20 protein-coding genes are annotated in these 21404 nt (G+C 60.4%); 10 read left to right on the top strand and 10 right to left on the bottom strand.

Translation table 11 applies throughout. From position 1 onward, the window contains the following. Positions 1–29: 29 nt before the first annotated feature. From ACF0H7_RS21740 to ACF0H7_RS21710, 7 genes are all read left to right on the top strand, one after another. On the top strand, positions 30–524 hold the full coding sequence (locus tag ACF0H7_RS21740) for a hydroxyquinol 1,2-dioxygenase (RefSeq protein WP_397448921.1): 495 nt from the start codon (positions 30–32) through the stop codon (positions 522–524). A 48-nt stretch (positions 525–572) separates the two neighbouring features. Next, a complete protein-coding gene (locus tag ACF0H7_RS21735) occupies positions 573–1592 on the top strand; it encodes a hydroxyquinol 1,2-dioxygenase (protein ID WP_397448920.1) in 1020 nt (339 codons plus the stop codon). Positions 1593–1681: 89 nt separating this feature from the next. Further along, complete coding sequence (locus tag ACF0H7_RS21730; protein ID WP_397448919.1) at positions 1682–3145, top strand: aldehyde dehydrogenase family protein; 1464 nt, start codon at positions 1682–1684, stop codon at positions 3143–3145. An 8-nt stretch (positions 3146–3153) separates the two neighbouring features. Further along, entirely contained in the window at positions 3154–4221 is a 1068-nt protein-coding gene (locus ACF0H7_RS21725) for a maleylacetate reductase (RefSeq protein ID WP_397448918.1), read from the top strand. Positions 4222–4286: 65 nt separating this feature from the next. Then, a complete protein-coding gene (locus ACF0H7_RS21720; protein ID WP_397448917.1) occupies positions 4287–5159 on the top strand; it encodes a dioxygenase in 873 nt (290 codons plus the stop codon). A gap of 3 nt (positions 5160–5162) precedes the next feature. After that, positions 5163–5474 carry a YciI family protein gene (locus ACF0H7_RS21715; protein WP_397448916.1) on the top strand — a complete coding sequence of 104 codons (312 nt, stop codon included), beginning with the start codon at positions 5163–5165 and terminating at the stop codon, positions 5472–5474. Between the two features lie 2 nt (positions 5475–5476). Next, entirely contained in the window at positions 5477–5812 is a 336-nt protein-coding gene (locus ACF0H7_RS21710) for a Rieske (2Fe-2S) protein (protein ID WP_397448915.1), read from the top strand. A 219-nt stretch (positions 5813–6031) separates the two neighbouring features. On the opposite strand, the gene ACF0H7_RS21705 is transcribed toward ACF0H7_RS21710, so the two are convergent. Further along, entirely contained in the window at positions 6032–6742 is a 711-nt protein-coding gene (locus ACF0H7_RS21705) for an SDR family NAD(P)-dependent oxidoreductase (RefSeq protein WP_397448914.1), read from the bottom strand. Positions 6743–6809: 67 nt separating this feature from the next. Beyond that, positions 6810–7310, bottom strand: coding sequence for a nuclear transport factor 2 family protein (locus ACF0H7_RS21700; protein ID WP_397448913.1), 501 nt, complete (start codon positions 7308–7310; stop codon positions 6810–6812). A gap of 203 nt (positions 7311–7513) precedes the next feature. Between ACF0H7_RS21700 and ACF0H7_RS21695 the strand changes: the two genes are divergently transcribed. Beyond that, on the top strand, positions 7514–8971 hold the full coding sequence (locus tag ACF0H7_RS21695) for a mechanosensitive ion channel domain-containing protein (RefSeq protein WP_397448912.1): 1458 nt from the start codon (positions 7514–7516) through the stop codon (positions 8969–8971). 127 nt (positions 8972–9098) lie between these two features. Here ACF0H7_RS21695 and ACF0H7_RS21690 read toward each other — a convergent pair whose 3' ends face one another. The 8 genes from ACF0H7_RS21690 to ACF0H7_RS21655 form a co-directional block, all read right to left on the bottom strand. Next, positions 9099–10418 carry an aspartate aminotransferase family protein gene (locus ACF0H7_RS21690; RefSeq protein ID WP_397448911.1) on the bottom strand — a complete coding sequence of 440 codons (1320 nt, stop codon included), beginning with the start codon at positions 10416–10418 and terminating at the stop codon, positions 9099–9101. Positions 10419–10431: 13 nt separating this feature from the next. Next, a complete protein-coding gene (locus tag ACF0H7_RS21685) occupies positions 10432–11625 on the bottom strand; it encodes a benzoate/H(+) symporter BenE family transporter (protein ID WP_397448910.1) in 1194 nt (397 codons plus the stop codon). Positions 11626–11702: 77 nt separating this feature from the next. Then, complete coding sequence (locus ACF0H7_RS21680; protein WP_397448909.1) at positions 11703–12866, bottom strand: ATP-grasp domain-containing protein; 1164 nt, start codon at positions 12864–12866, stop codon at positions 11703–11705. 35 nt (positions 12867–12901) lie between these two features. Further along, positions 12902–13036, bottom strand: a complete 135-nt coding sequence (locus ACF0H7_RS21675) for a hypothetical protein (RefSeq protein WP_397448908.1) — start codon at positions 13034–13036, stop codon at positions 12902–12904. 43 nt (positions 13037–13079) lie between these two features. Next, positions 13080–14165, bottom strand: coding sequence for an SGNH/GDSL hydrolase family protein (locus ACF0H7_RS21670; protein ID WP_397448907.1), 1086 nt, complete (start codon positions 14163–14165; stop codon positions 13080–13082). Between the two features lie 22 nt (positions 14166–14187). After that, entirely contained in the window at positions 14188–14400 is a 213-nt protein-coding gene (locus ACF0H7_RS21665; protein ID WP_397448906.1) for a hypothetical protein, read from the bottom strand. Positions 14401–14450: 50 nt separating this feature from the next. Further along, a complete protein-coding gene (locus tag ACF0H7_RS21660; protein ID WP_397448905.1) occupies positions 14451–16292 on the bottom strand; it encodes a carbamoyltransferase in 1842 nt (613 codons plus the stop codon). Between the two features lie 60 nt (positions 16293–16352). Further along, on the bottom strand, positions 16353–18599 hold the full coding sequence (locus ACF0H7_RS21655; RefSeq protein ID WP_397448904.1) for an iron-containing redox enzyme family protein: 2247 nt from the start codon (positions 18597–18599) through the stop codon (positions 16353–16355). Positions 18600–18790: 191 nt separating this feature from the next. Here ACF0H7_RS21655 and ACF0H7_RS21650 point away from each other — a divergent pair, with 191 nt between their 5' ends. Beyond that, entirely contained in the window at positions 18791–20251 is a 1461-nt protein-coding gene (locus tag ACF0H7_RS21650; protein ID WP_397448903.1) for a PLP-dependent aminotransferase family protein, read from the top strand. 81 nt (positions 20252–20332) lie between these two features. After that, complete coding sequence (locus tag ACF0H7_RS21645; RefSeq protein WP_397448902.1) at positions 20333–21283, top strand: LD-carboxypeptidase; 951 nt, start codon at positions 20333–20335, stop codon at positions 21281–21283. Positions 21284–21404 lie beyond the last annotated feature (121 nt).

Here is a 21404-nt window from a genome sequence, read left to right as displayed (position 1 = left end):
TCAATACAACAACAATGGCGGTGAAAGTGATGAGTACTGCTGCAATTAAAACGGTCTTCGGCTCGCTGGAAAACTTCAGCAAAGGGGTCGTTGAAATCGTCAGTGGCGAAGCTCGCCACTATGCCTTTTCGAACATCTTCGAAGTGGCCAGTAAGTCCCTTCCTTATGAAAAAGTCGTGGTTGGCCTGAACCTGGGCTACGTGATCGAGACCCTGCGCGCCGAAGGTCAATCGCCTTGGTACACCGCTGCCCACGATGAGTTCGCCATCGTGATGGACGGCGAAGTACGGGTCGACTTCCTCAAGCTCGACGCGCCGTTGAAGGACGGCGAGGGCACTCAGTTGGCCGGTGAAGTGCCTGCGGGCAAGCCCATGGGCTACGTGCTGCTCAAGCGCGGCCATCAATGCCTGCTGCCAGCCGGCACTGCGTATCGCTTTGAATCCAGCCGTCCGGGTGTGCTGTTGCAGCAGACCATCAAAGGACCGCTGTCGATCGAGAAGTGGGCAGATATCTGCCTCAAGTGATGCGGGTGTCTTGCGCCCAACTTTTTCAAGAATAAGAGGAATTCTGTCATGGCCATGCTCGAAACTGCTGCCGACACCGCATCATTCGCCGACGAAGACGTCACCGCCAGCGCGCCACACCCGACCACCGGCTATCGCTCGTACACACTCGGTGCGTTCGAACTGTCGCGCGATGAATATTTCGCCCGTATCACCTGGCCTGCCAAAGGCGAAACCCGCTCGCACCTGATTCCGGCCGACATTTTTCTGCGCGCCCTGATGCGCGATGTGGCTTGGGGCTTCTTCTACGGCTGGGTCAACTTCGACCACGTCATCGGCACGCGCAACTACTACGGCAAGGTCGACCTGTACGCCGGCACCTTCAACGGCGTGTTGAAAGAAGCCGGGGTCAACTACACCGAAAACTTCGAAACGCCGCTGATCATGGCCACTTTCAAAGCCATTCTGCGCGACTGGGTCAACTGCACCTTCGACCCATTTGCTGCACCGCAAGAAACCGGCAGCGCCTTCGGTCGCAAGAACGGCGAGAACATCGAAGCCATCGAGCGTTTCCGCATTGCCACCAAGCGCATGCCTGGCCTGCTGGACGACTCACCGCTGCGCAACGATTTGCCGATCAATCGTCACTTCGCCGACGTCAGCCAGGACGAGCCGGAAGTTCACGCCGCCGAAGGTTTTGAAGGCCAGTTGCACGCCTTCAGCCTGTTCAAGTACCTGTCGCGCTCCGACGTGACCTGGAACCCGTCGGTGACTTCGGTGTGCAGGGCCAGCCTGTTCTGCCCGACCACCGAGGAATACATGCTGCCGGTATTCCACGGCAACGACCGCGTCGAGTGGTTCTTGCAAATGTCCGACGACATCGTCTGGGACGTGGGCGACAAGGACGACGGCAACCCGCGTGCGCGGATCACCATGCGTCCGGGCGACATCTGCGCCATGCCGGCCGACATCCGTCACCAGGGCTACTCAACCAAGCGCTCGATGCTGATGGTCTGGGAAAACGCCACGCCGAACCTGCCGCAGCGCTATGAAAGCGGCGAGCTGAAGCCGTATCCGATCGAGTTCTAAGCCTTTTTGCCAGGCCCGGCCATGCGCCGGGCCCGCTCTTCAGTCAGTCGTCAGACGCCGCGCCTTTCGTGCGGCGCGAGGAAAATATCATGCACAACCAGCTTTATATCGATGGCCGCTTCGTGGACGCAGTGGCCGGCGGCACCATCGATGTGGTCTCGCCCCACGACGGTTCGCTGATCACTAAAATCGCCGCCGCCGAAGCAGAAGACGTTGATCTCGCCGTCGCCGCCGCCAAGCGTGCGTTCCCGGCCTGGGCTGCGCTGGGCGCTGCCGAACGCGGGCGTTTGCTGTTGAAACTGGCAGACAAGATCGAAGAGTGCGGCGAAGAACTGGCGCAACTCGAATCGCTCAACACCGGTCACCCGATTCGCGATTCACGCGGCCTCGACGTGCCACGCACCGCCGCCTGCTTCCGTTATTTCGGTGGCATGGCGGACAAGGTCGAAGGCTCGGTGATTCCGGTCGATGCCGGCTTCCTCAACTACGTGCAACGCAAGCCGATTGGCGTGGTCGGGCAGATCGTGCCGTGGAACTTCCCGCTGATGTTCACCAGCTGGAAAATGGGCCCAGCGCTGGCAGCAGGCAACACCGTGGTGCTCAAGCCGTCGGAAATCACCCCGTTGTCGACCCTGCGCATCGTCGAGTTGATGACCGAAGTCGGCTTCCCGGCGGGCGTGGTCAACATCGTGCCGGGTTATGGGCACACTGCGGGTCAGCGTCTGGCCGAACATTTGGACGTGGGCAAGATCGCCTTCACCGGCTCTACTGCCACCGGTCGTCGAATCGTTGAAGCGTCCCAGGGCAACCTCAAGCGCATTCAACTTGAGTTGGGTGGCAAGGGCGCCAACATCGTGTTCGCCGATGCCAATATCGAAGCGGCGGTCAACGGCGCGGCGTGGGCGATTTTCCACAACCAGGGCCAGGCGTGCATCGCCGGTTCGCGGTTGATTCTGCACAAGGACATCGCCGACGAGTTCCTCGAGCGTTTCATCACCCTGGCCAAGTCGATTCGCCTTGGCGATCCGATGAATCCACAGACTGAAATGGGCCCGCTGACCTCCGCGCTGCACCGTGATCGCGTGCTGGCTTACGTCGATATTTGCCGCGAGCAGGGCGGTCGCGTACTGACCGGTGGCAAGGCGCCGACGGATCCGGCATTGGCCAACGGCTTTTATGTCGAGCCAACCGTGGTCGAAGCAGCGCCGGGTGATCGGGTCTCGCAAGAAGAAGTGTTTGGTCCGTTCGTCACCGTGCTGCGTTTCGACACCGACGAAGAAGCCTTGGCCATCGCCAACGGCACTGAGTACGGCCTGGGCAGTGGCCTGTGGACGCAGAACCTGGCCCGTGCACACAAAATGGCCGACCAGATTCACGCTGGCATGTGCTGGATCAACTGCTACAAGCGCGTCAGCCCGGGCAGCCCGTTTGGTGGTATTGGGCAGTCGGGTTATGGCCGTGAAATGGGTTTCGAAGCGATGCATGACTACACCGAAGCACGTTCGGTGTGGGTCAACGTCGACGCCAAAATCCCCCCGCATTTCAAACGTTGAGTGCAGCCATGAATCCCTTTGTGTATCAGAGCCTGCCGACCCGTGTGGTGTTCGGCTGGGGAAAATTGTCGGCCCTGGCGGACGAGATCGACCGCCTCGGCGCCAAGCGCGCCTTGATCCTGACCACCCCAGAGCAACAGGAACTGGGCGAGGAAGTGTCGCGCTTGTTGGGTAAACGCTCGGCCGGGGTGTATCCCTATGCCGTGATGCACGTTCCGCTGGAAGTGGCGCAGGCCGCGCGGGTCGAAGCCGCACGCTTGGGCGCCGATTGCTGCGTGGCGGTGGGCGGTGGTTCGACCATCGGCCTGGGCAAGGCGATTGCCATGGATTCGGGGCTGCCAATCGTGGCGGTGCCGACCACCTACGCCGGCTCGGAAATGACCCCGATTTACGGCCTGACCGAAAACCGCCTGAAGAAAACCGGGCGCGACATCAACGTTTTGCCGAAAACCGTGATCTACGATGCACAGCTGACATTGAGCCTGCCGGCGCAGATTTCCGCCTGTTCGGGGATGAACGCCATGGCGCACGCGGTCGAGGCGCTGTACGCCCAGGACGCCAATCCGATCATCGGCTTCATGGCTGAAGAGTCGATTCGAGCACTGGCGCAATCGCTGCCGCTGATCGTCAACGACCCCGAGTACCCGGAAGCCCGCAGTCAGGCGCAATATGGCGCGTGGCTGGCGGGAATCTGCCTCGGTTCGGTGGGCATGGCCTTGCACCACAAGCTGTGCCATACGCTGGGCGGCACCTTCAACCTGCCGCATGCACAGGCCCACGCCATCGTTCTGCCCCACGCCGCGCATTACAACCGCGAAGCGGCCGCAGGACCCTTGCAACGGGCTGCGCGGGCCTTGGGTGGCAGCGAAGCCAGTGAGGTCGGCGCATTGCTCTACGCGCTGAACGAAAAACTCGGCATCCCGTTGTCGCTGGCCGAGTTGGGCATGCCTGAAGGCGGCCCGGCCGAAGCCGCGCAGATCGCCTGTGCAAGCCCGTACCACAACCCTCGGCCGTTTGAACAAGGGCCGATCGAGGACTTGTTGACCCGTGCCTGGAAAGGCTTGGCGCCAGCCTGACCGTGTAACGCCGGGGTGTCCTGTACCCCGGCGTTTTACTTGATTAACTGATCGGAATAAAAACAATGACCGATAACGAAAAAACCGCAGAAGCGCTGATTTCGCAACAGGCGGTGGACAGCTTCGACGCCAGCGCCAGCCCGCGCTACAAACAGATCATGCAAAGCCTGGTGCGCCACCTGCACGCATTCGTCAGCGAAGTCGAGCTGACCGAAGCCGAATGGTTCGAGGGCATTCGCTTCCTCACCGACACCGGGCATAAGTGCGACGGCCTGGTGCGTCAGGAATTCATCTTGCTCTCCGACACCCTCGGTGTGTCGATGCTGGTGGACGCGATCAACCATCGACACAGCACCAGTGCCACGGAAACCACCGTCTTCGGCCCGTTCTACATCGACGGCATGCCGGATCGCAGTTATGGCGAGAACATGGCGCTTACCGATGGCATCCCGGCGCTGGTCCGTGGCCGGGTGCTGGACACCCAGGGCCAGCCGCTGGTCGACGCGGTGCTGGACGTCTGGCAAACCGCCGAGAACGGCATGTATTCCGGGCAGGACACTGAGCAACCGTTCGGCAACCTGCGCGGGCGTTACCGTACCGACAGTGATGGTTACTTCGCGATTCGCACCATCGTCCCGGTGTGCTACCCGATCCCCACCGATGGCCCGGTCGGGCGCATGCTGGACGCCGCCAATCGCCATGCGTGGCGCCCGGCGCACCTGCATTTCATGATCGACGTGCCGGGCTATCGCAAGCTGGTAACCCACCTGTTCAACAGCGATGACCCGTACCTGGAGTCGGACGCGGTGTTCGGCGTAAAAGGTTCGCTGCAAGTGACCTACGAAGATCGCCCGGCCCACGACAAGGACGCCGGTGGCGTGAACATGCCGCAGCCGTTCAAGAGCGCCTACTACGAATTTGTCATGGAAACCGAGTGAAGCATGGGACAGTTTTTTGCAGTGTTCGCCACCGACAATCCCGGTACCCAGGCCTTGCGCCAGCGCCTGCGTCCCTTGCACCGGGCGCATTTGCGCGCGCCGGATGCGCACCATGTGGTGGTGCGCCTCGGCGGTCCGACCCTCGATGAAGAGGGCTCGGCGATGAACGGCACGTTGCTGGTGATCGAAGCCGCCAGCCTGCCGGAAGTCGAAGCCTTCATGCAGGACGATCCTTACGTCCAGGCCGGTTTGTTCTCGCACATTGAAATCCGTCCGTGGAACTGGAGCCTGGGCAACCCGGCCCTGCGCGGTTGAGCATGAGCAGCATCAGCCTGTGCCAGCTGGACGACATCGCCGACGGCGGCGCCTTGGGGTTGCCGGAGCAACAACGGTTGCATCCCGCCGGCCTGATCGCGGTGCGCCGGGGCGACGAGGCGTGGGTCTACGTCAACCGTTGCCCACACTTCTCCGTGCCGCTGAACTTCCAGCCGCAAACATTCTGCACCTACCGCAGCAAAATCCTTATGTGCGCGCACCACAGTGCGATGTTTCGTTTTGAAGACGGGCAGTGCGTGGATGGCCCGTGCAAGGGCGCGCAGTTGGAGCAAGTGGCGGTGCGGGTGGTGGAGGGGACGGTGTTGATGGATGCATGACTGGATAAAAAATTCAGAATTGCCCCAATCCTGTAGGCGCTGCCGAAGGCTGCGATAAGGCCCGCAGGGTCTTCAAATTCAAAAGCAATCGCAGCCTTCGGCAGCTCCTACACGGGTAATGTTTTGGCGAAGTCGGCGTACCTGACACCGCGCGCCAGACCATTCTCAAAGCAACAGGCGCCGACTGGCGGCGCCCGCGAAGTCCTGGTGATTGGTGACTTAGCGACCAGCGCTCTGACCGCCGTCGATGTGCAGGATTTCCCCTGTGACGAACTGTGCCGAGTCGAGGTACAGGATGGCGTCGGTCATGTCGCTCATCTCGCCGATGCGGCCCAGCGGATGGAAGCTGCCCAGCATTTCGTGGTATTCCGGCGCGTGCATCGGCGTGTTGATGACCCCCGGTGCGACGGCATTCACGCGAATACCTTTCTTGGCGTATTCGATCGCCAGCGATTTGGTCGCGGAGTTCAGGCCACCTTTGGTCATGGCCGCCAATACCGAATAGATCCCGCTGATTGCAACATCACCGATGCTGGCCGTCACGCTGACCACGTGGCCGCTGCCGTGCTTTTCCATTTCGGCGATGGCCAGTTGGGTGATGTAAAAGAAGCCCGCCATGTTGACGTTCATCACTGCGGCGTAGTCGTCGGCGGTGTTTTCGGTAAACGGCTTGCCGATGTAAATGCCGGCGTTGTTCACCAGCGTGTCGATCCGGCCAAAGCGTGCGACACCTTCAGCGATGACACGTCGGGCGGTTTCCGGATCGCCGATATCACCCGCGACAGTCAGGATGTACGGGTCGTCCGACGGCGTGATCGTGCGCGAGGTCGCGACCACGCGGTAGTCGAGCTTGCGAAACGCCTGCACGACAGCAGCGCCTATGCCTTGCGATGCACCGGTAACGACCACAACTTTTTGCGAGGAACTCATGCTTTACTCCGAAATTCAGGTAGTTGGATTAATGAAAAACACAGAGAAAAATTAAACAACCTAGCGATCAGGACGGCAGTACGAGGCCGTTGCCAGGCTCGCCGCCAGCCACGTCAGGCTTTGGCCAGATAACGTCGAGGCGGGTGCGGCTGATCAGCCATTGACCGTCAACCCGAACGTATTCGTCGGCATACACGCCCATCAGGATCAACGGATTTTCCTCGACGGCGCGTTCGGTCAAGAGGAACTGCATGTGGCAGCGTCCCTCGGCGCGGTTCTCGTCCAGCAGTTCAACCCACGGGTTGGACACCAGGTGCACGAACGGGTAAGCGCCGCGCTGTTGCGGGTCGTATTCGGCGAAAGCATCAGACAGGCCGGCCTTGATCTCCGCACGACCTCTCCAGCAACCGCGATCTACTTGCAGAATGGCGTCTTCGGTAAACAGCTGGGTGAGCGAGTCTATGCGGCCACTGTCCAGGTGATGGCAGTAGAGCACTCGCAGGTTTCTGATCGCTTCCAGCGACAGCAGTTGGTTCAGTTCGGTGTTGGGTGTGTCGATAACTGGCATGGTCATGTACCTCTGTAGGGCTATGAGCTAGCCCGGTCTAAAGAAGTACAGTTTCATGGGTTTCCGGGGCGGCGATAAGCCAGTGAACGGCGAGATGACTTCTCGTGATTTGCGAGAAGCGTCACCCTCGCGGGTAACGACGCAGCACAGGCCAATCAGCTAAGCTCGCCTCTTGTGGCGACTGATGTGTCTGGAGTGTGTCGATGGAGTCCCCGTTGTTTGCTTTTCCGCTGGCCAGTGCCGTGCTGTTTGTGATCATCGACCTGACGCTGTGGCAGTGGGTCGATGCTCGGCATCTGCGCTGGAAGATGCTGGTGCGGCTGGTACTGTTCGCGCTGTTCAGCGCGTCGTTGATGGACGGTGGCTTGAGTCCGTTGTTTCCGGTGCCGGAGGGTTTTACCCCGGCGCGGCATACCTTGGCGACGCTGTTGGCGATTGTCTGGTGGCTGTTCGGCGCGCGGACGTTGACGGCGTTGGCGGTGGTGATCCTCGAACCACGAATCGGTGGCAAGGGCCATCTGCTGCAAGACTTGATGGGCGCGCTGTTTTTTCTGATCGCGGTGGTCGGCGCGGCGGCGTATATCCTCGACATCCCGGTCAAGGGCTTGCTGGCGACTTCCGGCGCGGTGGCGATCATCCTCGGTCTGGCGGTGCAGAGCACCTTGGGCGACGTGTTTTCCGGGATCGTGCTCAACGCCACCAAACCCTTCCGCGTGGATGACGTGATTTGCGTCGATGACATCGAAGGCAAAGTCATCGAAATCGACTGGCGCTCGACTTACCTGCTGACCTCGGCCGGGAGCATGGTGGTAATTCCCAACGCCATGGCGGCCAAGACCCGAATCGTCAACCTCACGCGTCCCGGGCACTTTTACGCAGTGACGCTGACCATCGAATTACCGGTGCGCTTGCGCCCCAGCCTGGTGCTTGATTCGCTGGAAAAAGCCTTGCAGGGCTGTCGCGAGTTGCTGGCCAAGCCCAAGGGTGGGGCAGTGGTCAAGAACTCGGGGTTGCGCAGCGTGGAGTACGAAGTCACCGGCTACGTGAAGTCCCGGGATCGGCGCGGCGCGGTGCGCAATCAACTGTATGACCTGATCTATCGGCAACTGGCGGCGTCCGAGCCGTTGCGTCAGGAGCAACTGTTGTCCAAGCCGTCGAGTCGTCAGTCGGCGGTGCTCAACAGCGTTGGCGCGTTGCGCATGCTCAACGATGAGGCGCGCGGTGGGCTGGAAAACTTCATGCACTTGAAGTCGTTTGCAGTCGGCACGGTGGTGCTGCACCAAGGTGTGGTGCCCGATGCGTTGATGATCGTCGAATCCGGCGTGATGACTGTGGCGGTCGAGCGTCCGGAAGGCTGGTGCGAGGTAGGGCGCATGGGGCCGGGCGAAGTCATGGGCGAGACCGGGTTCATCGATCACACGCCGACCCTGGCGCGTTTCACCGCGATGAGTGAATGCATGGTGTATTGCATCGCCCGCGCTGACCTCGACCCCTGGCTGGACGAGCACAGCGAGATCCGCGGCGCACTGGCCGGTCTGGCCCGCTATCGCGCCCAGGCGCGGGCGACGATGTTGCAGCAGTACAAACCGGCCGACCAAGTGCAGAGTGGTTTCCTGCACTGGTTACGCCGTCGGGTCAGCCGGGTTGAACCGCCGCAGTAAACCTCGGCGGATTGACCCCAATCCTGTAGGCGCTGCCGAAGGCTGCGATCCAGTGCGAAGCGCTGGCAGTGACACGAAAGTCGTGCCGACTTTATCGCAACCTTCGGCGGCCCCTACAGCGAATGAGTTAGCCAAGCGCCTTGTTCAGCACCTTGGCAAAGATCGCCACGATCTGTTCGATCTCGCTCTCGCTGACGATAAACGGCGGGGCAAACAGCACGTGGTCGCCGTGTTTGCCGTCGATGGTGCCGCCCAGCGGGTAGCTCATCATGCCGGCTTCCATCGCCAGTGGCCGAATTCGCGCGGCGAGGTTTTGGCTCGGCGGCAAGGGTTGTTTGCTCAGCCGATCCGCCACCAGTTCCACGCCGACGAACAGTCCACGCCCGCGCACATCGCCGACATTCGGGTGTTCGGCGAAGGTCTCGCGCAACAGGCCGCGCAGTTGTTCGCCACGCCGTTGCACGTTGGCCAGCAGGTTTTCCTCCTCGATGATGTGCTGCACCGCCAGCGCGGTGGCGCAGGCGGTGGCGTGGAAGGCGAAGGTCTGACCGTTGCGCAGCATGCCTGAGCCGGACGCGATGGCCTCGTGGATGTGCGCGCCGACCAGCATCGCCGAAATCGGTTGATAACCCGCCGCCAGGCCTTTGCCGATGGTCAGGATGTCCGGTACCACCTCATCCTCGGCGCAGGCGAACAGGTGCCCGGTACGACCCATGCCGCACATCACTTCGTCGAGGATCAGTAGCACGCCATATTGGTCGCAAACCTTGCGCATGGCCTGGAAGTAACCCTTGACCGGCGGCACCGCGCCCGAGGTCGAGCCGACCACGGTTTCAGCGACAAACGCCGCCACGTTGTCCGCGCCCAATTCAAGAATCTTTGCTTCCAGCTCGTTGGCCAGCCGCTGCACGTAATCGGCTTCGGTCTCGTTGGCGGCCTGATTGCGATAGGCGTAGCACGGCGATACGTAGTGCGGCGCCGCCAACACCGGGTCGAAGATGTCGCGCCGCTGGACATTGCCCGAGACGGTCAGCACACCGAGGGTGCTGCCATGGTAGTTCTGTCGGCGCGAGATGACCAAGCGCCGCTGCGGCTTGCCCAATTCGACGAAATACTGGAACGCCGTTTTCAGCGCTATTTCCATGATCTCCGAGCCGCTGGACAGAAAGTACGCGTGGCTCATGTTCGGCGAGCGAGCGATCAGAAAATCGGCCAGATCTTCCGCCGCCTGATTGCGAAAAACCCCGCCGTAGGCGTAGGCCAACGTCGAGGCTTGTTGTTGCAGGGCCGCAATCGCCCCGGGGTGGTTGTAGCCGAGGCTGGACACGGCGACCCCGCTGCAGGAGTCCAGATAACGCCGGCCGCTGTCGTCGATCACATAGATCCCTTCACCGCCCACCGCCAACGGCATGGTGACGTTTGGCGCACGATAGAAAACATGAGTCATGACTGTGTTCCTCTCAATTGGCGACCTTGGTTTCCACCGATTTGACTGCCCAGGATTTGTGCAGGATCAGATACGCCACCCCGCCGATCACCAGACTCCAGAACGCTGCGCCCAGCCCGAGGAAACTCAGGCCCGAAGCGGCCACCAGGAAGGTCACAACGCTGGCATCGCGATGGCCGTCGTTGGTCACCAGACCCACCAGACCGTTGGTGATCGAACCGATCAACGCCAGACCGGCCAGGGCCACGATCAATTCTTTTGGCCACGCGCCCAACAGTTGCGCCAGCGCGCCGCCGAACAGACCGACGACGATGTAGATGATCCCCGCAGCGATCCCGGCGACGTAGCGTTTGCTCGGGTCTTCGTTGGATTCACTGCCGGTGCAAATCGACGCCGCCACCACCGACGGGTTGATCGCGTGAGCACCGAACGGGGCAAAGATCAGTGAGATCAGGCCGTTCAGCGAGACGATGGGGTTGGCCGACGGGTTGAAACCGGAGGTCTTCAGTACCGCGAGGCCCGGTACGTGTTGCCCGGTCAGGGTCACCAGTGCCAGCGGGAAGCCCAGGCTCAGCACCGAGTACCAGCTCCACTCGGGCATGATGAACACCGGTTTGGCCAGGGTCAGTGACACGGTGTCCAGGTGCGAATCACCAGTGACCAACACATAGACCATGCCGACCACCATGGCGATGGCGGTGGAGTAGCGCGGGGCCAGGCGCTTGGCGACGAAGAAGGCGAGGATCATGCCCAGCACCAGTACCGGACTGCCATGGATCGAGGCGAAGGCTTCGATGCCGAAGTTGAACAGGACCCCGGCCAGCATCGCCGCGATGATGCCCTTGGGAATGCGCCCGATCAGCGAATTGAAGGCGCCGGACAGACCCAGGCCCAGCACCAGCAAGCCGGAGACCAGGTAGGCACCGACCGCTTGATGGATGCCCACCACCGGCAGCGATACCACCAGCAGCGCCGCGCCCGGCGTCGACCAGGCGGAAATGATCGGCATTTTCAGGCGGTAGCTGAGCACCAGCCCGGAAATCCCGCTGCCGAATGAAATCGCCCAAATCCACGACGAAGTCATTTCACTGGACAGCCCGGCCAGGTTGGCGGCCTGGAACACGATGGCCAACGGGCCGGCAAAGCCGACGAACACCGCGAGGAACCCGGCGATGACAGCGGAGAGGGAAAAATCCTTGGTTTTCATGGGGTATTCCTTTGCATGATTAAGCAATACGGGACGCGACTGCATGCTGCGTCCCTTGGGTGGTGCCGGTTCAGCAATCAGGCGGCCTCGGTGGTCACGGCGAAAAAGTCGTCGTAATCCACCGCGATCACTGAGCGAAACAGTCGCTCATCGTCGGTCTGTACGAAGGCGATGCCGAACAACGGCGAGGTGGTGTGGTCCAGCGCCTCGTAGTTCAGCAGCGCCGGGGCCAGAAACGCCTGGAATTTCAGGTGGTCCGGTTCGGCGCGCTGCACATCCACGGTTTGCCCGTTGTAGCCGACGATGCAGCCGTAATGATCGGTTTTGCCTTCCCATATGGCCGTCCAGTCCGGCCGCTCATTGTTGAAGTACGCGCGATACGGGTTGATCCCGCCGACGTAATGCATCAGGTCGGCCAGGCCATAACCGCCGAAGCGGTACGGGTTGATTTCAATCGGGATCAGCGCGCCGTTGTGCACCTTGAATTCTGCATGCACCGGGAACGAACGCAGGTTCATGCCCAGGGTTTGCAGGGCGTTGAAGAACGCCAACACTCGCGCGGAGAACAACTCGAAGATCTTCGCGTTGGTGTAGTACAACGTGTGGAAGTAGTTGTCATGGGTCGGGTGCGGGTGGTGGTACAGGCCGACGATCACCGGTACACCGGCATTGTCGTAAAACAGATCAACCGCCAGCTCGGCGTTGTCCAGCGACAGCGAGTTCTTGATCTCGGTGCCAATGAACGCTTCAACGATCACTTCGTGTTCCGAGAGCATGCCGCCGGTGTAGAACTTCGAGCGCGCCGCCAGTTCTGCCTTGATCTCGCGCTGCACGGCGGCCAGGTCACTGTGTGCGTCAACCGTTTTCACCGCCGTGGCGTAGTAGCCGCGCTGGGGTTTGATCACGTACTTCTTGCCGTGGGAAAAATCCAGCTGCAGGGCGCTGATCGCCTCGGTCTTGCAGGTTCTGAAGTAGAAGTCCGGGAACAATGGCGCGATCTTCTCGCGGAAGGCGAACTTGTCCTTGAACAGGTGAATCGCCTGGGCGATGTGCGGGTTGTGGGTGCGTTGGGCGACCAGGTTCAGGCCGTCCTCGGACGGCACATACAGCACGTCGTCTTCAGCAAATTCCAGGCCGCTGTCGATCACCTGTTCGATGGGCAGGTGGCTGGCGATATCGGCCACGGAGCGCAGCAGGGCGCTGGCGTAGCCGTTACTCAGAATGGCGTATTTTTTCATCATCAATGCTTCGCTGTGAGCGGGAAAAATAACGGCGGTTACCGCAGCGGGTAGATGGTGCTGGCCTTCTTTTTCTTCTTGCTGAACAGCCGTTTAACCAGCAGGACGAACAGGCTGGTCTGTTTGACGGCGGGAGGGGTGGCAGGGTGATGAGCGCTGGTGTGCTGGTTCATTGGTCGATCCCTTGTTCAATGTGGTGGTGTGGGTGTTACAGCGTCAGGCAAGTATCTTTTTGTGGATGATCCGGGCGATTTCGGCGTAGCCGACGTCGTTGCAATGCACCCGGTCGACGAACAGGTCCTGCGTCTGCAACGGTGATTCGCGCAGCAGGACGTTCATGTCCTGGAACAGCACGCCGTACTTGTCGCAGCCTTGCTTGATGGCGCGGGCGAAGGGCACGTGGACCTCTTTGTCGAGAATTTTGGCGAACAGGCGCCAGAAGTTATTCGGGCAACTGTCGATGGCGTGGAAGATTTCCTGCTCGGCTGCCGTCAACGTCGGTTTGGCCCAGTAGGACAGGGGTTGCAGGACGAAGGTCAGGCGCGCGTTGAACGGCCGCAGTAATTGCTGCCAGAGGCGCAGGGCATTGACGATTTCATCGGCCGCGCGGCCGATGCGGTCTTCGTTGCTGACGCTGTCATCGGTGATGATCTTCGCGGTCGGGTTTTCTTGCTCTTCGTCGTGGTCGGTCAGCAGTTCGCGCAGGCGGTTGAGGGTCCCGGTCTTTTTCGCCTTGGCCTCGCCGGAGCGCGCCCGCAGGTCCTCGGAATACTTGCTCATGTAGTGATCGTATTCGTAGGAGTAGTAATAGCGGCCGTGGTCGGTGGCCATGCTGTCCGGCAAGCCTTCCAGAGTCAGGGTGTTCATGCCGCTGAGCACCACCACGTTATTGATGCGGTGCAGCTTGTCCTGGTGCATCAGGAACAGCAGGGCTTCCTGCATCGAGTTGTAGCCGCGGCTGCCGAAATTCAGCCATGGCTCGCCAGTGATGCCCGACAGGTAAGAGGAGGTGGTACGCGCGTCGCTGCTGGCCCCGGTGCCCACCACGTTCGACCCGCCCACCAGCAGGTTGACCGGCGCGTCGTTGGGCAGGTCGGCGACGCTGGCGTTAACCCCGTTGCGCGGGCTTTTACGAAACCCGTACTGATCGGTGTTGACCACCTCGGAGCGGTAGTTCTTCGGGTGGAAGAACATGGTGTACGGCAACCAGCGAAGTTCAGAGATGAACTTGTCGTACTCGGCCATTTGCGGGGTCAGGCGATACACTTCCTGCAAGGCTTCATCGGCAGTGAATTGTTTCATGTTGTTCGTCCTCGTTATTGTTCTATGCGTTGGCATTGTCAGACGTATGGGTGTCACGAAGGGATCGTGACACTCCAGAAGTTGATCGCCGATTGAAATAACTGGCCGCGGTCTTATGTCGTTTAAGACAATGCGGGTCTGTCAGCTTCCTTAACACATAGCCAAACGGCAACACCACACTGAAAAACAGCACGGTAAATAGAATCCCTTCAACAAACTTGCTGATGAATTTCATGTGGTTCTCCGGTGTCGATTAAATACGGCGGTTAGGGTGGGCGCGTTTATTCAGTCGAGGGCAAACTCTGCGCGCCAGTTGTTATCCTTCAACAGGGCCGGTTGATCTGCTTTGCGCAATACATAAGTGCCCAGCACCAGGTAATCCATTTCTGTGCGCATGAAACACAAGTACGCGTTATGGGGACTTTCGACGATGGGTTCGCCACGGACGTTGAACGAGGTGTTCACCAGCACCGGGCAGCCGGTTTTTGTGTGGAAGGCCTCCAGCAACTGGCGAAAGCGCGGGTTGGCGTCGCGGCCAACGGTCTGCACCCGGGCCGAGAAGTCGACATGGGTCACCGCCGGGATCGAAGAGCGAATGCTCTTGAGCAGGTCGATGCCTTCCAGTGCGGTCTCGGTGATCGGTGTCGGTGTGCGCTTGTCGTCCTGTACGCCGACCACGAACAGCATGTAGGGGCTGGGCTTGTCGAGCTTGAACCAATCCCGCGCGTGTTCCTCCAGCACTGCCGGGGCGAAGGGCCGGAACGACTCGCGATTCTTGATCTTCAGGTTCATCACGCTCTGCATGGTTTCGTTGCGCGCGTCGCCGAGGATCGAGCGTGCACCCAGCGAGCGCGGGCCGAACTCCATGCGACCCTGGAACCAGCCAATGACATTGCCCTGTGCCAACAGGTCGGCCACCTGTTCGCTCAGCGCGGCGTCTTCAACACGGGTGAACACCGCGCCGAGGCTGTGCAGCGCGGCTTCGATCTCGTCGTCGTTATAGGAAGAGCCCAGCAGGGTCGAGCGCATGTCGTCGCGTTCGTGCAGCGGACGGCTGGCCTGCTGGCGAATGTGCCAGCCGGCCAGCGCCGCGCCCAACGCCGCACCGCTGTCGCCGGCGGCGGGCTGCACCCAGATGTTGTCGAAGATCCCGGCGTCCATCAGCTTGCCGTTGGCCACGCAGTTGAGGGCCACTCCGCCGGCCAGGCACAGGTTTTTCTGTCCGGTTTCCTGCCGAAGGCTTTTGCCCAGGCGCAACAGGGTTTCTTCCAGGACCTTCTGGATCGAGGCGGCGAGGTCGAACTCGCGCTGGGTGATCAGGCTTTCCGGCTCGCGGCGCGGGCCGCCGAACAACTGCTCGAAGCGCTCATTGATCATGCTGTCGCCGACGGCGTAATCGAAGTACGCCATGTTCAGCCAGAAGCTGCCGTCGTCCTTGATGTCGATCAGGTGGTCGACGATGGTCTGGTAGTAGACCGGCTGGCCATAGGGCGCCAGGCCCATGACTTTGTATTCGCCGGAATCGACCTTGAAGCCACAGAACCAGGTAATCGCCGAGTACAGCAGGCCCAGCGAATGCGGAAAGCGGATATCCCACACGGGCGTCAGGCAATTGCCGTCACCGACCCAGGCGGTGGTGGTGGCCCATTCGCCAACGCCGTCGAGGCACAGCACCGCGCTTTGGGCAAACGGGCTGGGGAAAAACGCCGATGCCGCGTGGGATTCGTGATGGTCAATGTATTCAATCGGCGGTAAGTGCACCTGTTTGCCGAAGTGCCGATGAAGTTCCTGATTGATGGTTCTTTTGACGTGCACTTTGTGCGTCAGCCAATCCGGCATGTCGCTGATGAATGATTTGAAACCGCGCACGCCAAAGTTAAGGTAGGTGGACGCGATACGGTGCAGTTTTTTGCGCGGGTTTTCGTAATAATAAAGCGCGTCGACTTCATCAATGGTAATACCGGCTTTATTCAGGCAGAACATTAAGGCGTGCACCGGGAAGCGTTTGTCTTGTTTGACTCGACTAAAGCGCTCTTCTTGTACGGCAGCAACAATTTCGCCATCTTTGAGCAAGGCGACAGCGCTGTCGTGATAATACGCGGATAGACCCACAATATAGGATGTCATGGACGCTCAACTAACGATAATGGGTGGAGGTTGTGGTGTTATTAATAAACGGCTCTGGGGTTAATAGGGGTACGTCAGGCGCTTGAAGCGCTCGCGCCAATATTTCGGGCGCGGCGACAAGGCACGGAAGCCGGTCCAGATACGCTGCCAACGTTCGGCAATGCGTGCGCTGTCACCGCTGTGCAGCACCTCGTCCATGTACTGTTCAATGGCATCGAGGGCGAGGGCGCTGTGCCCGGTCGAGGCGTTATCGATGGTGTTGTGCAGGTCGACGAACAGCGTGCTGAAGCCGTAATGGCGCAGCTCGTCATGGGCCGTGCGATAACCGCCACCGACGCCGGAAAGCTCCATGGCCAGATTCAAGCCCAGGGTCTCCGGCAAGAAACGCCGTGGAAACTGCGACAGGCTGAGCCAGAACGCAGGCACCTCAAAGGCTTCGTCCGTGAAGCCACTCCACTGAGCAAACTCGCGGGAGCGGAACTCAGGGAGTTCCACCTCCATTTGCGCCATCAATTGGCGATAGATATTCGGGTGATTGAGCCGCGGATCGCCATTGCCCAACTCGTCGGAGAAAATCTTGAACAGCAGCGTGCCGAGCCGGGTGTCGACCAGCCCGGCATTGCCCCATTTTTGCAGCCAGGCGCCGTCTATCAAAATCATCGGGCACAGCTGTATTGCTTCGTCGATGACGTCTTCTCGGGTTTTTTCGATCACGCCTGCAGGGCCGACATAGGTGCTGGCCTGATGGCGCGCGCGCTCCTCAAACCAACTGCGCAACTGCAGGTGCGAATAGTCGGTGAAGGCGATGGCCTGCTCGTCCCGGTGCAAACCGACGACGCTGCGGGCCAGCCAGGTGGCGGCAAATTCGCCGGCGTCGTTGCGTGCGTCGGGGTAGCGCTCGCTATTGAGCAACTTGAAATACAGGGTGCGCGCAGACACCGGCTCCCGGCGTTTACGCACGATGTGGTTGGCCGGTCTTCTACTGACCCACGGGCGTTCCGGCAGCACTGGCGCTGTCGGCGCGCGGCTCTCCGGCGTTGCGTCGGGGCGCGTGCTTTTCGCTGCATTGATGGCCGGCAGGGCGGTGATCCAGTTGCGGATGATCGTCACTTCGGAATCGGAAAAAATCCGGAACATCGGGCCGCCAAAGGCAATCAGCTTCGACAGCAACAGGCTGGCTTCCGGGTCGCCCGGGGAGATCCAGCGGGTTTTGGCCAACTCTTCGACGAAGGTCAGCGCATCGCCGACGATCGCTTCGTCGAACGGCCGTTGCGCCAGGTTGAGCCGCGGGTGGTAGCCGACCGCATACGGGCCTTTGCGCTGCACCAGGCGCACCATCTCGTTCAACGGATCGAGGTAACCCTGTTGGATCAATGCGCCGAGTTCGGCCGTCCATTGCAAATGCAGGCGGGCCGAGGTCATGAAGCCGTCGAGTATCCGCGAATAGGCGATGGAAATGTCGGCGCGATTAATGAACGGGCTGGTCATGCCGGCTTCGTGCAAATAGGTTTCGATGGCCAGGCTGGCTTGGGCAATCAGCGTTTGTTGGTGCGCCGCCTGGACCTGAAAGAAACGACTCGAGCCGCCGCAGATCGCAATCGGGGCCTGAGTGGCGCGGACGATGGCCGGCAGGCCGTTGGACACTTCAAACAACAGCGCGCCGAGAATCTCGGCATCGAACTCCTGGGCGAACAGCGACAGGCTCAGGCGATAGGCGCTCAGGTTGGATGACGAAGGCAGCAGGTCCAGGTGACGCGAGAACTGTTCGGAGCAAATCGCAGGCAACTGTACGCCAATGCTTTCGGCCATTTGCCGGAAGAGCAGGGCATGGTTCTGTTCCAGATCACCCATGCCGACCTGGGTGGCGTGGATGCCGTGGACAATCGCGGCTATCTTTTCGTGGGCGTTGCCCGGGTTGCAGAAGTTTTGCAGCAGCGAACCGAGCAGCAAGCCTTGCGGGGCGTACTGGGTCAGCACCCATTTGGCGACCGAACTATTGTCGATCGGCATAGGATTGAGGTTGCCGTAGTCATAAGTCTCGATCTGCCCCAGCAGACTGGCGACAAAACCTTCGGGGCGGAATATAAAGAAATCAAAGTCGCTGATCTGATAAAAAGAGCGCGCGCGGGTTTCGCTGTGCTGTTGCAAGGCGTGGTGTTTGGCCCGCTCCAGGCTGGCGAAAAAATCGTGTTCGATATCGAGCAGTTGTCGGCACAGGTCATGTGATGAGGTCGCCGGGTTGGCCAGGTCTGAGCCGGTTGCCGGTGACGATGAAAACGGGTTGGTTGTTGCCTGATGACTGGTCATAAAGTCCGACTGCACTAGCTATGGTTCAGGAGGTCTGCATTGCGACATTTTTCTGTCGGTCCGGTGTTCTGTGCCTGTTGTCAGCCAAGTAAGGGTGCAGTTCGACTATCTATTGGCGGACATCGAGTCACAAGGAACAGCTGTTCGATTTTGTGGTTAACTGTTTCATCGAAATCAGCGAACAGTGGGTAATGGTCGTGAGGGACTTGAGAATTGATCGTCAGGTGCCGGAGCCAGTGGCGCAGCAGATCGTCACCGGTGTTCTTGACTGGATCCGGCAAAGCCGCGTCCGACCGGGCACGCGGCTGCCATCTATCCGGCAACTCGCACGTGATAACCAGGTCAGTCATTCACGCGTCATCGAGGCCTACGACCGGCTGGTGGCGGAAGGCATCCTGGAGTCGCGGCCCGGCTCGGGATTCTTCGTCGCCGAACAGTCGTCGGATGCGTCCGCAGCGGATAAGGAATTGTCCGACGGCACGCAGCGCGGTTGGGAACAGTTCACCGATAAAAGCGCCAGTGAACTGAACCTGGGCTGTGGCTGGGTGCCCGAGAGCTGGCGCGAAGCGGAAGACATCGGCTTCGCGATTCGCCAGGTGACCCGTACCGAAATGAACAGCCTGTTCAGCTACAGTACGCCGCTGGGCCTGCCTTTATTGCGGCATCACGTGCAGAAGCGCCTGGAGTTGATCAATATCCAGGCCGATCAGGCACAGATCCTCACTACGCAGGGCGCCAGCCATGCCATTGATCTGCTGGTGCGGACCCTGCTCAAGCCCGGTGACTCGGTGGTGGTCGAGTCGCCGGGTTACTACAACCTGTTCAACCTGCTGCGCCTGCACGGGGTGAAAATGCTGCCCGTGCCGAGGACCCGTAGCGGCCCGGACATCGAGGCCTTGGAACGCCTGCTGCTCGAACACAAGCCGGTGTGCCTGTTTATCAACAGCATGTACCACAACCCCACCGGCACCAGCCTCAAGCCGACGGTTGCCCACCGTTTATTACAGTTGGCCGAGATTCACGATTTCAAGATCGTCGAAGACGACACCTACGCCGATTTGCAAAACGACCCGAGTACGCGCCTGGCCACCCTCGATTCGTGGCATCGGGTGATCTACATTGCCAGCTTTTCAAAGACCCTCAGTTGTTCGATAAGGATCGGCTATATCGTCGCCAGTGCCAAACTCATCAATCAATTGGCCGAAGTGAAGATGATCACCAGCATGGGCGCTTCGCGTTTCGGCGAAAGCGTGGTCGCGACTCTGTTGGCCAACGGGGCCTATCGCAAGTTGATTCAGCGCTTGCGCGAACGCTTGAGCAAACACATGGCCAGTACCTTGCGTTTGCTGGAACAGGTGGGCTGGGAAGTGTACGCCGAGCCGTCGGGCGGCATGTTCATCTGGGCCCGCAGTGGCCGACACACCTTCGAACAAATGCAGGAAGTGGCGGTGAAAGCCGGCGTATTGCTGTCACCTGGCCGCGGGTACAACCCTGATAAGGAAGAGAGTGACTGGCTGCGGATCAATGTCGCCTACGCGGGCGATCAACGGGCATCGGTATTTTTCAATGCGCTGGCGCTCAAACCCCAGGTAAACCATCTAGAGTCAGCCGAGGTTATCAATCTGCAACCCACGGCCGCCTCGCGCATCTGAAAGGATTCGTTGTCTCGTGTTGAGCTTAAATTGCTGCAGCGCTTGGCCCAGGTCCAACAACGCAATCTTCATGAGGTCATGATGGATTTTTTCCACTCCCAGGAACACGGCGATTTGCCAACCCTCTACCCCAAGCAGCTGCAAGTTGGCGATGCGGTGGCGCTGGTATCGCCCGCCGGCCCCGTGGCGCAACAGCGGGTGGAAGCCGCAGTCAGGGTCTTGAGCGATTGGGGCTTGCGTCCGCGCGTCTATCCCCATGCGCTGGGCAGGTATTCGTTTTATGCCGGCACCGACGAACAACGCGCCTCGGACCTGAACGACGCCTTGGCCGACCCGGAGATTCGCGCGGTGATCTGCAACCGTGGCGGCTATGGCGTGCAACGCATCATCCCGCACCTGGATTTCGCCGCAGTACGGCGTGATCCCAAACTGGTGCTGGGCTTTTCCGACATCACCGCCTTGCACGCAGCGTTGTGGCGCCATACACGTCTGGCCACGATTCACGGCCCGGTGGGTGCCCAGCTGGAGCGCGGCGGCCTGACCAACAGCAGCGTCAAGCATGTGCTGATGACCAGCAAGCCTGTGCTTATCGCGGCCAATCCCGCCGAAATCACGCTGGGCGTGCGCACCAGCGGCGTGGCGAAGGGAATTTTGTTGGGTGGCAACCTGAGCATGCTCAGCACCTGCATAGGAACGTCCTTCATGCCGGACATGGGCGGGGCGATTCTGTTGATCGAAGACGTCAACGAGTCAGCCTATCGGATCGACCGTTTACTCACGCATCTGCTCAACTGTGGCATTTTGCAGCGCGTGGCCGGGGTCGCCGTTGGCCAGTTCAGTGAACCGGCCGGGGCAGCGGGGCAGGTCAGCCTGGCGGATGTGCTCAATGAACGCTTGCGCGGTTTGGGCGTTCCGGTGCTGGGTGGGTTGTCCATCGGCCATGGCGATCCGAATATTGCGGTACCTTTGGGCACCGAGGCGATACTGGACGCCGATGCCGGGACATTAACGGTCGCGGCCGTCTGTCGCTGATTCGGCGCTGCGCGGCCGACCTTTATCATTCTAAAAACGACTTCGACCTAGCTTTTTGCCATTATTCCGGCGTCAGAGGCTTGTGCTGGGTCGGCCTCGTTGCGAATCTCCCTCCCTATAG

The organism is Pseudomonas sp. NA-150, from assembly GCF_044336365.1.
GTDB lineage: Bacteria > Pseudomonadota > Gammaproteobacteria > Pseudomonadales > Pseudomonadaceae > Aquipseudomonas.
The sequence above is the reverse complement of the archived record's forward strand: the minus strand, read 5'-3'. Positions and strand labels throughout refer to the sequence as shown.

Bases quoted from the DNA above. Each gene is read 5' to 3' on its own strand.
- ACF0H7_RS21675 (WP_397448908.1), bottom strand. From the start codon at position 13,036: ATGAACCAGCACACCAGCGCTCATCACCCTGCCACCCCTCCCGCCGTC.
- ACF0H7_RS21680 (WP_397448909.1), bottom strand. From the start codon at position 12,866: ATGATGAAAAAATACGCCATTCTGAGTAACGGCTACGCCAGCGCCCTG.
- ACF0H7_RS21660 (WP_397448905.1), bottom strand. From the start codon at position 16,292: ATGACATCCTATATTGTGGGTCTATCCGCGTATTATCACGACAGCGCT.
- ACF0H7_RS21725 (WP_397448918.1), top strand. From the start codon at position 3,154: ATGAATCCCTTTGTGTATCAGAGCCTGCCGACCCGTGTGGTGTTCGGC.
- ACF0H7_RS21670 (WP_397448907.1), bottom strand. From the start codon at position 14,165: ATGAAACAATTCACTGCCGATGAAGCCTTGCAGGAAGTGTATCGCCTG.
- ACF0H7_RS21690 (WP_397448911.1), bottom strand. From the start codon at position 10,418: ATGACTCATGTTTTCTATCGTGCGCCAAACGTCACCATGCCGTTGGCG.
- ACF0H7_RS21735 (WP_397448920.1), top strand. From the start codon at position 573: ATGGCCATGCTCGAAACTGCTGCCGACACCGCATCATTCGCCGACGAA.
- ACF0H7_RS21650 (WP_397448903.1), top strand. From the start codon at position 18,791: ATGGTCGTGAGGGACTTGAGAATTGATCGTCAGGTGCCGGAGCCAGTG.
- ACF0H7_RS21695 (WP_397448912.1), top strand. From the start codon at position 7,514: ATGGAGTCCCCGTTGTTTGCTTTTCCGCTGGCCAGTGCCGTGCTGTTT.
- ACF0H7_RS21700 (WP_397448913.1), bottom strand. From the start codon at position 7,310: ATGCCAGTTATCGACACACCCAACACCGAACTGAACCAACTGCTGTCG.
- ACF0H7_RS21655 (WP_397448904.1), bottom strand. From the start codon at position 18,599: ATGACCAGTCATCAGGCAACAACCAACCCGTTTTCATCGTCACCGGCA.
- ACF0H7_RS21730 (WP_397448919.1), top strand. From the start codon at position 1,682: ATGCACAACCAGCTTTATATCGATGGCCGCTTCGTGGACGCAGTGGCC.
- ACF0H7_RS21740 (WP_397448921.1), top strand. From the start codon at position 30: ATGAGTACTGCTGCAATTAAAACGGTCTTCGGCTCGCTGGAAAACTTC.
- ACF0H7_RS21715 (WP_397448916.1), top strand. From the start codon at position 5,163: ATGGGACAGTTTTTTGCAGTGTTCGCCACCGACAATCCCGGTACCCAG.
- ACF0H7_RS21685 (WP_397448910.1), bottom strand. From the start codon at position 11,625: ATGAAAACCAAGGATTTTTCCCTCTCCGCTGTCATCGCCGGGTTCCTC.
- ACF0H7_RS21705 (WP_397448914.1), bottom strand. From the start codon at position 6,742: ATGAGTTCCTCGCAAAAAGTTGTGGTCGTTACCGGTGCATCGCAAGGC.
- ACF0H7_RS21645 (WP_397448902.1), top strand. From the start codon at position 20,333: ATGGATTTTTTCCACTCCCAGGAACACGGCGATTTGCCAACCCTCTAC.
- ACF0H7_RS21720 (WP_397448917.1), top strand. From the start codon at position 4,287: ATGACCGATAACGAAAAAACCGCAGAAGCGCTGATTTCGCAACAGGCG.
- ACF0H7_RS21710 (WP_397448915.1), top strand. From the start codon at position 5,477: ATGAGCAGCATCAGCCTGTGCCAGCTGGACGACATCGCCGACGGCGGC.
- ACF0H7_RS21665 (WP_397448906.1), bottom strand. From the start codon at position 14,400: ATGAAATTCATCAGCAAGTTTGTTGAAGGGATTCTATTTACCGTGCTG.